At 42.8% G+C, this 14,854-nt stretch carries 12 protein-coding genes; 7 read left to right on the forward strand and 5 right to left on the reverse strand.

The window, feature by feature from the left end; all coding sequences use genetic code 11:
- Positions 1-49 precede the first annotated feature (49 nt).
- On the forward strand, positions 50-1,684 hold the full coding sequence (locus DRB05_RS15860; RefSeq protein WP_128727794.1) for a methyl-accepting chemotaxis protein: 1,635 nt from the start codon (positions 50-52) through the stop codon (positions 1,682-1,684).
- Positions 1,685-1,938: 254 nt separating this feature from the next.
- Here DRB05_RS15860 and DRB05_RS23045 read toward each other — a convergent pair whose 3' ends face one another.
- Positions 1,939-2,226, reverse strand: a complete 288-nt coding sequence (locus tag DRB05_RS23045; protein ID WP_240036260.1) for a hypothetical protein — start codon at positions 2,224-2,226, stop codon at positions 1,939-1,941.
- Positions 2,227-2,576: 350 nt separating this feature from the next.
- Positions 2,577-3,032: an NAD(P)H-dependent oxidoreductase gene (locus DRB05_RS15870; protein WP_128727795.1), complete on the reverse strand. Its 456-nt coding sequence runs from the start codon at positions 3,030-3,032 to the stop codon at positions 2,577-2,579.
- Positions 3,033-3,113: 81 nt separating this feature from the next.
- Here DRB05_RS15870 and soxR point away from each other — a divergent pair, with 81 nt between their 5' ends.
- Positions 3,114-3,620 (forward strand): redox-sensitive transcriptional activator SoxR, encoded by a 507-nt coding sequence (soxR, locus tag DRB05_RS15875; RefSeq protein WP_128727796.1) that lies wholly within the window; start codon positions 3,114-3,116, stop codon positions 3,618-3,620.
- Between the two features lie 13 nt (positions 3,621-3,633).
- Positions 3,634-5,418, forward strand: coding sequence for a DUF885 domain-containing protein (locus DRB05_RS15880; RefSeq protein ID WP_128727797.1), 1,785 nt, complete (start codon positions 3,634-3,636; stop codon positions 5,416-5,418).
- Between the two features lie 139 nt (positions 5,419-5,557).
- Here the strand turns inward: DRB05_RS15880 and DRB05_RS15885 are convergent, their stop codons facing one another.
- On the reverse strand, positions 5,558-7,717 hold the full coding sequence (locus DRB05_RS15885) for a S46 family peptidase (protein ID WP_128727798.1): 2,160 nt from the start codon (positions 7,715-7,717) through the stop codon (positions 5,558-5,560).
- A 275-nt stretch (positions 7,718-7,992) separates the two neighbouring features.
- Here DRB05_RS15885 and DRB05_RS15890 point away from each other — a divergent pair, with 275 nt between their 5' ends.
- Genes DRB05_RS15890 through DRB05_RS15900 form a run of 3 tightly spaced genes read left to right on the forward strand, consistent with a single transcriptional unit; the run spans position 7,993 to position 10,234 of the window.
- Entirely contained in the window at positions 7,993-8,655 is a 663-nt protein-coding gene (locus DRB05_RS15890; RefSeq protein WP_128727799.1) for a CDP-alcohol phosphatidyltransferase family protein, read from the forward strand.
- A complete protein-coding gene (locus DRB05_RS15895) occupies positions 8,648-9,580 on the forward strand; it encodes a phosphatidate cytidylyltransferase (RefSeq protein WP_128727800.1) in 933 nt (310 codons plus the stop codon). Before DRB05_RS15890 ends, DRB05_RS15895 begins: the two co-directional genes overlap by 8 nt.
- Positions 9,581-9,619: 39 nt before the next feature.
- Entirely contained in the window at positions 9,620-10,234 is a 615-nt protein-coding gene (locus DRB05_RS15900; protein ID WP_205125738.1) for a lysophospholipid acyltransferase family protein, read from the forward strand.
- Positions 10,235-10,333: 99 nt separating this feature from the next.
- Here the strand turns inward: DRB05_RS15900 and DRB05_RS15905 are convergent, their stop codons facing one another.
- Both DRB05_RS15905 and DRB05_RS15910 read right to left on the reverse strand, forming a co-directional pair.
- Positions 10,334-10,861, reverse strand: coding sequence for a hypothetical protein (locus DRB05_RS15905; protein ID WP_128727802.1), 528 nt, complete (start codon positions 10,859-10,861; stop codon positions 10,334-10,336).
- A complete protein-coding gene (locus DRB05_RS15910) occupies positions 10,858-12,924 on the reverse strand; it encodes a DUF2235 domain-containing protein (protein ID WP_128727803.1) in 2,067 nt (688 codons plus the stop codon). The genes DRB05_RS15905 and DRB05_RS15910 overlap by 4 nt, the downstream gene beginning before the upstream one ends.
- A 247-nt stretch (positions 12,925-13,171) precedes the next feature.
- On the opposite strand from DRB05_RS15910, the gene DRB05_RS15915 reads away from it, so the two are divergent.
- A complete protein-coding gene (locus DRB05_RS15915; protein WP_095727709.1) occupies positions 13,172-14,767 on the forward strand; it encodes an ABC-F family ATPase in 1,596 nt (531 codons plus the stop codon).
- Positions 14,768-14,854 lie beyond the last annotated feature (87 nt).

Raw genomic sequence — 14,854 nt, forward strand, 5'->3', positions numbered from 1 at the left:
AATTGACATCGCTGTCATTTCAACTAATTCTTTATTGCTAGAGGAACTCATGAAGCAGCTGAATAAACTCTTAGGTTTGATGAAAGTACCCAATAAACTCAGACTCAGTCTGCTTTTGTCTGTCGTGATCATTGCCCTCGTGCAACTCTCATCAGCACTCGTTTTACGAGACAGCTTAACGCACGAACGGCGCATTAATGCAAAAAACCTAATGGAAACCACAGTTGCACAACTTAATATGGTTGCCACTGACAGCTCGCTCACCCCACAACAAAGACAAGAAAAAATAAAAAAACTCATTGATGCTGCACGCTATGGTGACGCAGGCTACTTCTTCTTATTTGACTTAAGCGGGAACATGGTAACGCACCCCATTAAGCCGCTACTCAACGGCACCTCAATGACTAACCATCATGAACGCTTCATTCGCGAAGCATTCAGCCAGTTCGTCATCATTGCCAATCAAAATCAACAAGGTTTTGCCCAATATCAATGGCCAAAACCGGGGACAAAGGAGCTTGAGGGAAAGCTTTCTTATATCGCTAACCTAGAGCACTATAGCTGGGCAATTGGTACTGGTATTTACCTTCAAGACGTTGAAGAACAGTTTTATGACCGGCTCATGTCGATGACTGCTGAAACGCTCGGCTACGCAATATTACTTATTTTTCTCTCTAGCTTGATCAGCAAAAATATTACCAAACCACTGGATAAGCTCACCCGCACGATGGGACTCATTTCAGCGCAAAAAGACCTCACCATTGCACTGAAAAGCCACGGTAAAGACGAGCTTGCCCAAATGGCTATCGCATTTAATAAAATGAACTCGCATTTTCGTGATGTACTGCATGATATCAACGAAAACACCCACTCTTTGGCCTCTCAAGCAGAAGAGTTATCCTGTATTACCGAGCAAATCCAAGCTGGTATTGGACAACAAAACAGTGAAACAGAATCGGTGCAAAAACGCATGCAGTCGCTTAATCAAGTGGCACAAGCTGTCAATAATGAGTCAATGCGTGCGCTTAATAAAGTGGCAGAGACAACCACACTGACGACTCAAGGGCTGGCGCATGTAGACGAAAATGTGGCAGTCATAGCACACGCCTCTCGTAGTGTTGACTCAGCGCAACAAGCCGTGCTCGAACTACAACGCTCATCAACCGAGATTGGTGCAGTACTTGATGTCATTAAAAAAGTGGCAGAACAAACTAATTTATTAGCATTGAATGCGGCTATCGAGGCTGCAAGAGCGGGAGAGCAAGGCCGAGGTTTTGCCGTGGTGGCCGATGAGGTAAGAACGCTGGCTCAGCGTACACAACAATCTACCGATGATATTCAAGCCATTATTGATAAACTACACAATGGCGTCGCCACAACCGTTGAAGAAATGCAAAGCTGCCGTGCAGCATCCGAGCAAAGCCTCAAAGTGAGCCAAGAATGCAAGCACGCACTAGAGCAAATCAACCTCTCCATTGCAACCGTGAATGATATTAACGTTAATATCGCTACCTGGAGTGAAAAGCAATCCGAAGATCTTAATGACATGACTGACAACATCAGTGGCATCGCAACAGTGGCAAACCAAACCGCTCTTGGCGCTGAACACACCAAAGCATCGAGCCAGCAATTAAGCGAAATGTCACAGCAACTCTCACAAATGGTAAGTGAATTCAAGGTGTGAATTTACACCTGTTCGCATAGGCGGAAGTGCGTACTTCCGCTGAGAAATGTCGGGTAGCAAGGGGTTTTAACGCCCCACTCTATTAAGCAGCCTTAGCGCGCATCAACCATTCTTCCATTGAATTTGATACTTTCTTTACATCACAACCATCGTGATAAAATATCCAAACCGAAAAACTATCTTCAGGGTCTAGATAAAAAAATCACCGTCATCTTCTGCAATAACAAAAGCATTGGCGACTCGACTAATAGAAATCAGCCCTTCAGGCGAATGAATTTCGCCTTTTTTAGGCTTTGTTGATAACATTTTAAGTAAAGCGCTAGTTGCTGATGTGCAGGTGCCTTACCGATACCAATCATTTCAACTTCTTCACTTAAGAGTGGTTCATCATAAAAAGCCCAGCATCGGCCTTCGAAATCAGGGTACTCTTCAGGAAACTCGTTGAAGAAATAGTCCTCGCCCGCGTCTATATTTGCAAGAAACGCTAAATATTTCTCTGGTAAAATAATTGTTCTTTCTTTTTGTATCTTGGAGATCTTCATATTTCTTCCTTGACGTTTTACGCTGCGTTAATTAATGAGCCAATTTGCCACAGTTAAGACTCAAACTAATAACACTCTATATATTTTCGGACTTTGCAAGTATACACTGGCCACAAACCGCTCGGAGGGTAAACCTCCTCCGACTAGACTGGTTTTACTTCAGAGTAGGAGCTGCTTCACGCAGCGATCTTTAAAGCCCTTTCCCTCATCTAAATATACACCAGTCACAAACTGCTCGGTGGATAAACCGCCTTATATCAGACTGGTTTTACTCCAGAGTAGGAGCTGCTTCACGCAGCGATCTTTAAAAGCTATCGTCACACAGCCCCACCCAACAAAATCCACTGCTATTAATCGGCGTAAGGGTAATGAACATGATGTTGCTCTTGTAATTTCATACCCAAATACTCAAAGGTTCCCACCAACATCTCAGTAAATGGTGCCGGTGCTCTCTCTTGGCATGAGGTTGATAAAATCGAAAACTGCTTGTCGCGCAGCGCTCTGAGCTCAGGCTTTAGCGCTTCGATGTCCATAAAGTCGGTTATTCTGTCGATAAATGCCTTCATTCTTGGTGTTACAGCATACCAATAAACAGGGGATGCAAAAATAATGTGCTCAAAACCGAGCACCCATCTAAACAGGTTAACAAAGTCATCGTCACTGTGAGAATGTTTATAGCAATACTCACCAATTTTATAACGGTCTAAATAGATGAGTTCCGCTCTTTTTTCTTCTGCTAGTGCCTTTGCAGATTGGTAGGTATTTCCATTGGGGTTTGAGCTTGAGTAAATAACGACTGTTTTCATAAGGTTCAATTCCAGTTGCATTAATATTAAATTGGGTGCAACCTTAAAACCTCACCTTAAGTTAAGGTAAAGCATTAATTTATGAAAACTGAAAAATTATTAAGAGACGAACCAAATCTCAGTGTCGGTAAAGTTGCTCAAAGAGCTGACGTTACGGTGTCTGCACTGCATTTTTATGAGAACAAAGGGCTTATTCGCAGTTGGCGTAATAACGGTAACCAGCGCCGTTATAAAAAGGATGTACTGCGCCGTATTGCCATTATTAAAGCGGGCCAAAAGATGGGGATAACCCTTGGCGAGATAAAAGAAACCCTCGATACCCTGCCCGATTCAAGAACACCAACCAAAGAAGACTGGGCCAAACTATCTAAAGCCTGGCAAGCAAAGTTGGATGAGAAAATTGCTTACATGCAGCGTCTAAGAAATTATGTCAATGGTTGCATTGGCTGTGGCTGCTTATCGATGAAATCGTGTCCTATCTACAACCCAGATGACATCGTTGCCAAAGAGGCTAACGGTGCGGTGTGGTTGGATGAGCCAGACAAAGCAAACAAAGCGAAATCTTGTTATGATAGCGAAAACCATTAAATAGGACACAATAATGAAAAAAACTGCCTTGTGCATGGCACTAGCCATGGCAATGGGCCTGACTGGCTGCTCACTTTCTTCTTCGTCTGTCGAGACGACGCCTTTAATTTCACAGCAGACAGTAGCAAAAGATGCACAATTCGCTGAGTTTTCTCAGCAATTTATCAATGACTTATGGAAGCAGTACCCAGAAGCCTCACTATGGGCAGGTTTTGGCAAGTACGATGATATCATTACGGTACCGAATCAAGCGAGCCGTGACGAAAGTGTTGCCTTCTCTAGAGCACAGTTAGCGAAGTTATACCGGTTTGATCTTGCCAATTTGAGCAATAGTCAAAAAATTGATTATTACTTAATTGAAAATCGTCTAAAGCGCGATATCTGGCACATTGAAACCTTCAAAAGCTGGCAATGGAATCCATCGAACTACAATGTTTCCTATGGCTTTGCAACTATCTTAAACAGCCGTTTTAAAACCGACGACGAAAAGCTCAAACTAGTGCTCACGCGTCTACAAAATGTGCCAGCCTATTATGAAGCTGCACAGCATAATATTAGCAATCCAACCCTTGAATATACTCAACTGGCGATTGCACAAAACCAAGGCGCTTTTAGCGTATTAAACGATGAGTTACTTAATAAGCTTGCCACTTCATTGCTAACAGCAGAGGAAAAAGCGCTCTTTAAACAACGCTTTGCTGCGGCTAAATCAGCTATAAATGGATATGTTTCTTTCCTTACGAATCTCGAAGCAGAGCTAAAAGCAAGTGGTAACGCACGTTCATTTAGAATTGGTGAGAAGCTGTACGAAGAGAAGTTTGCTTTTGATATTCAATCTGGTTATACCGCAAAGCAAATGTATGAGAAAGCACTGGCTGACAAGGCCCGTGTTACCAATGAAATGGTTAAAATCACCAATAAGCTGTGGCCAAAGTACTTTGCAGATAAACCACGCCCAGAGTCTAACGTTGATGCAATAGCCACACTTATTAAGCACCTCTCGCTACAACATGTAAAACGTGAAGACTTTGTAAGCGAAATACAGGGGCAAATTCCAGAGCTAGAAAAATTTGTCATGGAAAAAGATCTCATCACTCTAGATCCTGAAAAACCGCTGGTTGTTCGCGAAACGCCTGAGTACATGCGTGGCTTTGCTGGTGCTTCAATCAGTGCACCAGGCCCATACGACAAAAATGAGAACACCTATTATAATGTGTCTCCACTCACCTCTATGAACGATGAACAAGCTGAATCATACCTTCGCGAATACAACCGTTGGATCCTGCAGATCTTAAACATTCACGAAGCCGTGCCTGGCCATTACACGCAATTGGTATACTCAAATGAGTCTCCATCGCTAATAAAAAGCATCTTAAGTAACGGCGCAATGGTTGAGGGCTGGGCGGTCTACACTGAACGCATGATGCTAGAAGAAGGCTATGGCAACTTTGAGCCTGAAATGTGGTTAATGTATTACAAGTGGAACCTACGCGTGATCTGTAACACCATCCTAGATTACGGTATTCATGTCAAAGGGATAAACCAAGAGCAAGGATTAGATCTATTGATGAATGGTGCCTTCCAAGAACGTGCAGAAGCAGAGGGTAAATGGCGTCGTGCAACCTTAAGCCAAGTGCAATTAACCAGCTATTACTCTGGTTATCGCGAAATTTACGACTTCCGCGAAACACAAAAACAAAAGCTTGGAAAGGAATTTGACTTAAAAACATTCCACGAAGAATTCTTAAGCTTTGGTAGTGCTCCGGTGAAGTATATCCGCCAGTTAATGGCAAAGTAACATAATAATGCCGGCCTCATGGCCGGCATTGTTTTTCGACAAATTGATATCACCCGTAGGTCGGCCTTTAGGCCGACTAACGTTTAAACCCAAAGGCTACCCTTTAAACGTAAGGATGGTTGTCGACCTAAAGGTCGACCTACTTTACTATCTTCATTTCATCTAACAGGTTTTGCGCATTATCAACCTTATCCATTACCCATAACATGTAACGCGAATCAACATGAATTGAGCGGTTCAGGTTCTTATCGTAATCCCAATCACCAATAATGCTTTCATATACACCATCAAAGAGTAAACCCACTAACTCCGCTTTTCCGTTAAGGGTTGGCGAGCCCGAGTTACCACCTGTGGTATCTACGTTAGAAAGGAAATTCACCGGTACGGTATTCATGCCCCCTGTATATTGACCATATACTTTTTCACGGATCAACTGCTGCTGCTTTTTAGGCGCGTTAAATGGTTCAACATCAGTATTTTTCGCCAACAGTCCTTCAAGCGAGGTAAATGGCGTTGCCACTAAGCCATCTTGCGGTGAATAGCCACCTACCGTACCGTAAGTGACACGGAGTGTGCTGTTAGCATCCGCGTAAACTGGCTTATTTTGAGATTTGTTGTAAGCAATAATAGCTTCCATCAAAGCAGGACGTGCAGATTGCTGCTTACCAGCCAATTCTTTTTCTTCATCTTCGATTTGCTTCATCACTGCAAAAATCGCTTTTGCATATTGAATGAATGGATCAGAGCTCTGATTTAACTGCTCAAGCTCTAAATCTAACATCCAAAGACGGGCTTTTTCATCAGCAAGCTTAGAGTTAGCATACATCTCATCTAGCAGCGCTTGGTGCTTTGCTTTATTGAAGCCGTTTTCAAGTTGAAGCTGCTTATCTACTTCAGCTAAACGCGCTTCTTTTGGCAAGGCTGCATAAAGCTCCATGAAGTAAAGCATAATCGCTTTATCAACTGTTTCATCATAACGGCGCGTCATACGCTGTAGCCCCGCTTTGATTTTTGGCATATCACGTTCTTGATAGCCACTCTCACGCTCAGCATCAGGCTTTTGTTTTTCAACCGCCAAGCGATAAAGCTTACGCGCAGTAGACATCATTTGTGAGCGATGGATATAGCCAACCATCATATCACGCTCATAATGAGCTTGAGATTGAGCAACCAACTCGCTCAATTCGTTTAGTACAGCACCATACTTTGCTTTACGGTCTGCATCAGCATTAATCCAAGTGCTAAGATCGCGCTCAAATTGCTGCTTGCGGCTATACATACTGCCTTTTTTGAAGCTCTCAATCATAGAGCCAAAGTTTTTGATGTAGTTGTTGTAACCCGCAATGGTGCTTTCGTAAGCAATACGAGCTTGAGAACCTTCCGGTGCGTTTTCTTCAATCAGTTCCACATACTTAGAGTTATGTTTGCGTACCATGGGGTAAACCGTGTTAAATACATAATCCACTTCAGAAGCAATACGATAGCGGTTGGTACGACCCGGATAACCCGTCACCATCACAAAGTCGCCCTCTTGCACGCCTTTTGCACTCACACTCAAAAACGACTCAGGGTTATAAGGTACGTTATCCTTAGAAAACTCAGCTGGCTTACCATCTTTACCCACATATGCACGGTAAAAAGCAAAGTCGCCGGTGTGACGAGGCCACATCCAGTTATCTATATCGCCACCATATTTGCCCACGCCCATCGCTGGTGTATATGCCAGACGGACGTCTTTTATCTCTAAAGATTTAATGAGGTAATATTCCAATCCACCATGAAAGGTATAAACATTACAGCGATAGCTTTCATCTTGCTCACATTCAGCAACAAGTTGTTTGCGCTTACTGTCAATGGCATCAAAACGTGCTTTACCGGTAAGCGAATCAGTACCGGCATTAACTTTATCCGTTACGTTCGACACTTCTTTTGTCACATAAACCCGTGAGCCCGGTGCCGCTGGTAGATCTTCACTTGGCTGTTTTGCTAAAAAGCCATTCTCAAGAATATTATTATCTGTTGTTGAGTTGTATTGAATAGAGCCGTATGCACAGTGATGATTTGTCACCACTAAACCTTTAGGAGAGACAAATGACGCCGTACAGCCACCTAAGCTAATCACCGCATTCATCGGGAATTCAGTGAGTTTAGAAATTGACTTAGCATCAATTTCCAGTCCTTTAGACTTTAAAATAGATTCAAGTTCAGGTAGTTGATGTGGTTGCCACATGCCTTCATCGGCAGCAACGTACTGAGAAAAGGCCAACACCATGGCCGCGGAGATAGCTTTAATACGCATATTCCAATCCTAAATGTTATATTATTTTAATTGCGATCAGTAATGTGACCCAAGATAGTGCCAAATAGCAATTTATTTCGGTGGAATTTAATAAAACAATGTAAATATTCTTCTTCAGTCTCTCCGCTTTACATCATCTCAAGTGTTAAAGCTAAACCCAATATGTAGTACCTTGTTGACCTATCACAGATCATTTATACTGGCTCGGCACAACGACAAAGATCATCCCTTCTTCAAAAGAGCTGAAGAATGCGTATTCTAAGGAAAAGGAAATCATGGAAGACAAATCAAGTCGGCGTCCACTCAAGGTACGCTCAAGCACATATGCTCAGCGCGTCGCCAAATGGCTTAGCAATAAAAATATCACTCCTAACACTATTTCACTACTCAGCGTGCTGTTTGCAGCCTGCTCAGCAATCTCTCTTGTTTTGTTACCACTGTCTTCTGGACTACTCATTTGGCTTTTGCCTCTACTTGCCGCCATATGCATTCAATTTCGCTTACTGTGTAATTTGTTCGATGGTATGGTCGCTGTGGAAGGTGGGAAAAGTACCGCATCTGGTGAACTTTTTAACGATATGCCAGACAGGTTTGCTGATGCTTTCATCATTGTTGCTGTGGGCTATGCAGTCCCTCAATTTAGTTACGCAATCGATATTGCTTGGTGTGCGGCAACGCTTGCAATTATGACCGCTTACGTCAGAACCTTAGCAACGAGTACAGGGGCTCCTGCCAATTTTTGTGGGCCTATGGCGAAACAACACCGAATGGCTTTACTTACATTTGCATGCCTTTTTACAACTATAGAGCCTCTATTCTGGCAACAAGGGGCTGTGTTATATACGTCATTACTTATCATTAGCGTCGGTTCATTCATCACGTTATTTAAACGAGCTATCCTTGCCTATCAATACCTTGAGGGCAAACGCGATGTTTAACGTCCCTGATCATTCTTTGTATGCCATGGCGTTGGTAGGACTCATCTTAATCACCGCAACGCTTGCTTATTTAGTTATTAGCCGAATACAACGAGATACGGATCATCAAGAATTAAAACTCAGGATCCAATCTTGGTGGTGGATAATTGGCGCTTTTTTTGTCGTATTAGCCTCCAACATACATTTCGCACTTGCTTTTATTGGCTTTTTAAGTTTTCTCGCATTAAAAGAGTTTTTGTCCATAGTGCCAGGACGGCAAACCGATAGGCGCGCTATTTTTTGGCTATATTTGAGTATCCCACTGCAATATTATTGGGTTGCAACTCAGTGGTATGGCATGTTTATTATCTTTATTCCTGTTTATATCTTTCTATTTATCCCTATTAGAATGGTGCTCATCGGTGATACAAAAGGATTCATAAAGTCAGCTGGGATCCTTAACTGGGCCGTCATGTTGTGTGTTTTCTCTATTAGTCACCTTGGCTACTTGTTAGTTTTGCCGGTCAAAAACAGTGAGGCGGGTGCCATTGGTCTGGTATTGTATTTACTGTTTACTACTCAATTTAACGACGTTTGCCAATACGTTTGGGGAAAGCTGTTTGGTAAGCATAAAATCATCCCAAAAGTGAGCCCCAACAAAACATGGCAAGGTTTTATTGGTGGCGCCTGTACTACTGCCACATTGTCTTGTTTTGTTGCCCCTGCACTCACGCCACTATCGACCTTACAAGGCGCAGGCGCAGGGCTCCTAATAGCTGTTACTGGTTTTTTTGGTGATTTAGTTATTTCAAGTGTTAAACGGGATTTACAAATTAAAGACACAGGGGTCATGATCCCCGGCCATGGTGGCATTTTAGATAGGATGGACAGCCTACTCTACACTTCACCACTATTCTTCCATTACCTTTACTATCTGCACTATTAAACTATGCTTGCACGCGTTTTAAAGATACTGTTTTTTGGGATGATTATTAAGCCAGTGGTTTTAATTTTACTAGGGCTCAACGTTGTTAATCGCAATAAGCTACCAACACATGGGCCTGCTATCCTCGCGCCAAACCATAATAGCCATTTGGATACCCTAGTATTAATGAGCTTGTTTCCATTAAGGATGATACATAAGATACGCCCCGTAGCCGCTGCAGATTATTTTCTCGCCAACAGATATATCGCTTGGTTTGCACTCAATGTTATTGGGATCATTCCTCTAAATCGCAAGCAAGTTACACGCAAAACACAGCTCTTTGAACAATGCCATAAAGCGTTAAAGCAAGGTGAAATCTTGATTTTTTTTCCTGAAGGGTCTCGGGGTGAACCTGAAAAAATGACGCAGTTAAAGAAAGGTATTTTTCATCTCACTCGCGATTGTAAGCCGGTGCTCGTTTACCCCATTATGATGCATGGACTTGGCCGCTCTTTACCCAAAGGAGAAGCTTTATTTGTGCCATTTAATTGCGACGTCATTGTCGGCGAGCCACTTTCTTGCACAAGCCACGCGAGCGCACTAGTGCAAGAAATCGAACTACAATTTAACTCGATGCGATCACTTTGTTTAACATATCGGGTAGACGAAGAGTGATAAAAACCTCCTCTTGTAAGCCTAATATCCAAAAAACAGTTCGCTGCCGTACTTTCCTACTTTACTGTTATCCGCATAAATAGTGGACATTTTTCTTAGCTAATTAAACATCTCATCGGTTAATTCAAAAGGCTCCCAAGTCGCTTGCGCTGAACCAATTTCTTCTAAAATGCGCCCCTCCACGCCATCAAACGGGGCATTAGAAATCCACATTTTTACTTCACCCTTTTCACCAAACCCAAAGATAATCTGAGGGACAAGATCTTCCTTTACCTCTCCCGTGTGGAAGGTAATACTAGGCAGGTTTTTTGCGATTTTGTATGCTTTATCACGTTGTACACTGAACTCAGCGTTGTAATGCCTTCCTTGTTTATAATCCCACCATTGTGCTTTCACTTTATGCGGGATTTCAGCTCCCCAAAACGTACTATTTGCATTAGCATTACCCCAACAACAACCTATTGAGCCTGCTGGTGGAGAAAACTTGTCGTCAAACACTAGCTTAACCATTAGGTCACTATTTTCATAGGCAGATACACCTATCCGCAACTTAACCAATTCTGTACTTGAAGAGCAGCTACAAAGCAGCATTACTGCCATTAAAACGGTATAGAGCTTATTGATCATCCTTTTCTCCAAATTGATTTATTTCCATTTTTATACGCTTTCCACACTTGCACCTGCGGTAGCGCTTTTGCATTATTGTAAAACATTTCCCTTTGTCCATTTTCAGTCACGTACTTTGCTTTTGTTTCCTCACCGTGAGCCAGTTTATCCGTAAATCCCGTAAACCGAGAACTAATATGAATATAATGCTCGTATAACTTCTGCCAAGCTTGGCTTGTTGGCCCAGCTTTAAGCGCTTTTGGTACCAAAGTTGCGACCTCGTTGCTAAGTTCATAGGGGTAGATACTTTGAAGACGCGCCATTTCTTTTAGCGGAACGCCATGTTGCACCGCCTCGTTATACATTTGGTGAAGTCCATAATGGGCAAGGGTATTATCTATTTTACGCCTCCAAACGGGCCGATATGTGGTGTAAATATCCTTGTCCCTTCCCGAGCGACTAGCGCCATATCTTAGTCTTTTAAAGCGATAGACCATATCTACGTCAATACCTGGCCACTGATATCTCTGTTCAATTGCTAATTTTGCCTGTTGTACTTTTGCTTCATGCTGTGGCTCACCTGGAATGCCACGAATGCGCTTTAAAGGATATTCAATATCAATACTGATAGGGGCATACCCGCCTCCAATATCAGAATGAACGCCTGGCAGATAATCTTCTTTATGGTTAGAAAACAAGCTACCATCTTTATTTTTTAATGAGCTTAGTGGGAATTTATCACGCCGCTCGTCCCAAGCCGTTAAGTGATACACAGCCCCTGCACTGGCTTGATTAAGATCGAGTCTAGCTGCCTTCTCTAACTCATCTTTAGCATACAGTTCACCATGATAATTATCCCCATCCCCTCCTATCGAAGCGACAGTATCGAAAATTCCAACAAAGCGAAATACCACCTCTTTATTCGCTAACTTAGTATCTTGCTTTTCTCTCATTTCATTGATCAGATTAACAAACGCTCTTGCTGCCGCTGCGCCACGGCTGAATCCAAAGCAATCAAGTAAAATCGTGTTGCATAAGCTAATGGAGCTTTTACTCTTAACGAAAGTTTCGATTAAATCAATCGCCTCTATCAACCTTTCATCAAATGAGTAGGCAACGGCTAAATCAATTGTACTATTATCTTCTCCTGCCTTAGTGCCTACGCCTTCGACATAGTGTTTAAAATGAAATTTATCATCCATTTTATACAACTCATGGAGCTTAGCGATATTCGTCGGCTCTTTATCATCAAAGGGGTCCAAAATATCGTTGTATTTATTGTTGCCTGTACCATCAAAGAAGATCCCGATGCTCGGAGGCTCGCTAATAAAATGTAGGTGTACATTGCCCTCGCCTGAAACATTGTGTTTAATCAGCTGCACTCCGCCCTCAGCGCCAATCTTAAGTGCTTTTACTTTTTCTATATCAAGTAAGTCAGCATATGGCACATTATTAAAAAGCACCTGCTCCGGCACCCCCAGGATTTTTGCTTTTAGGCTATAGCTGCCATCTTCACTCAACTTTCCGAATACGAGAGGCGTTTGCGTTGCCCCTTCAGAGGCTCTCGACAACGTGGGGGTATCAGCGCCTTGGATCACAAAACTCACCGCCAACTCCCCCTCCAGCGACACTAATATGCGCTTTTCAGCCACCTCAGGTGATTTATCAACGTTAATAGAGGCCAATACCTGATCGAAAGATGTTAATTGGTCTGATTGATATCCGCCAATGGGCTGATTAGGATCAACCCCACCATTGCTTGCAAAGGCGTTGTTTCTATTCTCGGCTTTGAAATAGGACCTGCGCTTGACGATGATGAGTTGCTCTCTAGAATCGGCAACGCTACCAGACTTTACACTTTGTAAGCCCTTTTTAGTCTTTATAAAAACGCGAGTAAACTCGTCACGCTTAACATGGCGCCAATTATGTCTTTGTCGCAATACTATCCAATCACTGGCATGAGGCTTTAGCTGCGTTCTAATTTCTGACGGTAAATGAGCTGTTGTGGTATGGGGTGGTAAAACTTCCAGCTCATCGATTTGTTGGTCAATCAACCAATTATGTTTCTCTTCAACTATTCTCATCCTTGTTCACCAAAGTTAGTTTTGCAAATCATCCTTTTGAATTAGAATAGACTAACATTTAACCATCAAATTAGTAAATAAAGCTTAACAATATCGTAAATAAAAAGTCTCTTGACGGTGCATTTTTAACGGCCAGACCTTTGCTATTTCGACTACAAAAGTAATCTGTGAGTTAGCCAAACTTTTTACATCATTTGTCACCCATAAATGTTAGGATCGCCGCAATTGTAAGTAATGAGTCAAATTTATGCTTTCGTGTAACAACATCACTATGCAGTTTGGTGCAAAACCACTGTTTGAGAATATTTCCGTTAAGTTTGGTGACGGCAACCGCTACGGCCTAATAGGTGCTAACGGCTGTGGTAAATCCACCTTTATGAAAATCCTAAGCAAAGAGCTTGAGCCAAGTGCAGGTAACGTAAACTACGATCCAAACGAGCGCATCGCTAAGCTAAATCAGGATCAATTTGCCTACGAGCAATATACGGTTGTAGACACGGTGATCATGGGTCATAAAGAGCTGTGGGAAATCAAGCAAGAACGCGATCGCATATACTCATTACCTGAAATGAGCGAAGAAGACGGCATGCGTGTTGCCGATCTTGAAACGCAATTTGCTGAAATGGATGGCTATTCCGCTGAAGCAAAAGCCGGTGAATTACTCCTCGGTGTTGGTATTCCAACCGAGCAGCATTATGGCCTAATGTCTGAGGTTGCTCCAGGCTGGAAACTACGTGTGCTGCTAGCACAGGTATTATTTGCAGAGCCAGATATCATGCTCCTAGACGAACCAACTAACAACTTGGATATCTACACTATCAAGTGGTTGGAAGACGTATTGAATCAACGTGATTGTACTATGATCATCATCTCTCACGACCGTCACTTCCTAAACTCAGTGTGTACACACATGGCGGACATCGACTATGGTGAACTGCGAATCTACTCTGGTAATTACGATGAGTACATGTTTGCGGCAACACAAGCTCGCGAGCGCCTGCTTTCAGATAACGCGAAGAAAAAGGCGCAAATTGCCGAGCTACAACAGTTTGTTTCGCGTTTCTCTGCAAACGCATCAAAAGCAAAACAAGCCACATCTCGTGCTAAGCAAATTGACAAAATTCAGCTGGAAGAAGTTAAAGCGTCAAGTCGTCAAAATCCATTTATTCGCTTTGAGCAGGAAAAACCACTATTCCGTAATGCCCTAGAGCTTGAATCTTTATCACAAGGTTACGAAGAGACGTTATTCTCAAACTTAAACGCACTGGTTGAAGTTGGTGAAAAGGTCGCGATTATCGGTGAAAACGGCGTGGGTAAAACCACCCTCCTCAACACCCTAGCAGGCCGCCAAACACCACTGTCAGGTGCATATAAATGGTCAGAAAACGCCAACATTGGTTACTACGCGCAAGATCATGCTGACGAATTTGAAAAAGACCTCGACCTTTTCCAATGGATGGAGCAGTGGCAGCAACCAGGCGATGATGAGCAAGTTGTGCGCGGCTTCCTAGGCCGTATGCTGTTCTCTCAAAACGACATCAAAAAGTCAGTTAAGGTCATCTCAGGTGGTGAACAAGGCCGTATGCTATTTGGCAAGATCATGATGCACAAGCCCAATATTCTGCTGATGGATGAACCAACTAACCACATGGATATGGAGTCTATCGAGTCTCTAAACTTGGCTTTAGAGCAGTACGAAGGCACCCTATTTTTCGTCTCGCATGATCGTCAGTTTGTATCTTCTCTTGCTACGCGTATTTGGGAAATCAAAGACGGACAAATCATTGACTTCCAAGGTACCTATGACGAATACCTTGCGAAAAAAGCAGCCGAAGCGGTTTAATTTATCGCCAATCATATGCCTGCTTAACCACTGAGTAGGCATATCAAGTCAATGGCAAAATATTGTCCTTTAGTACCCAAATAAATA

Origin of the sequence: Pseudoalteromonas sp. A757, from assembly GCF_004103285.1 — a bacterium.
GTDB lineage: Bacteria > Pseudomonadota > Gammaproteobacteria > Enterobacterales > Alteromonadaceae > Pseudoalteromonas > Pseudoalteromonas galatheae.

Coding starts and splice junctions, on each gene's coding strand:
- DRB05_RS15900 (WP_205125738.1), top strand. CDS start 9,620: ATGATTATTAAGCCAGTGGTTTTAATTTTACTAGGGCTCAACGTTGTT.
- DRB05_RS15895 (WP_128727800.1), top strand. CDS start 8,648: ATGTTTAACGTCCCTGATCATTCTTTGTATGCCATGGCGTTGGTAGGA.
- DRB05_RS15905 (WP_128727802.1), bottom strand. CDS start 10,861: ATGATCAATAAGCTCTATACCGTTTTAATGGCAGTAATGCTGCTTTGT.
- DRB05_RS15915 (WP_095727709.1), top strand. CDS start 13,172: ATGCTTTCGTGTAACAACATCACTATGCAGTTTGGTGCAAAACCACTG.
- DRB05_RS15860 (WP_128727794.1), top strand. CDS start 50: ATGAAGCAGCTGAATAAACTCTTAGGTTTGATGAAAGTACCCAATAAA.
- DRB05_RS15870 (WP_128727795.1), bottom strand. CDS start 3,032: ATGAAAACAGTCGTTATTTACTCAAGCTCAAACCCCAATGGAAATACC.
- DRB05_RS15885 (WP_128727798.1), bottom strand. CDS start 7,717: ATGCGTATTAAAGCTATCTCCGCGGCCATGGTGTTGGCCTTTTCTCAG.
- DRB05_RS23045 (WP_240036260.1), bottom strand. CDS start 2,226: ATGAAGATCTCCAAGATACAAAAAGAAAGAACAATTATTTTACCAGAG.
- soxR (WP_128727796.1), top strand. CDS start 3,114: ATGAAAACTGAAAAATTATTAAGAGACGAACCAAATCTCAGTGTCGGT.
- DRB05_RS15910 (WP_128727803.1), bottom strand. CDS start 12,924: ATGAGAATAGTTGAAGAGAAACATAATTGGTTGATTGACCAACAAATC.
- DRB05_RS15880 (WP_128727797.1), top strand. CDS start 3,634: ATGAAAAAAACTGCCTTGTGCATGGCACTAGCCATGGCAATGGGCCTG.
- DRB05_RS15890 (WP_128727799.1), top strand. CDS start 7,993: ATGGAAGACAAATCAAGTCGGCGTCCACTCAAGGTACGCTCAAGCACA.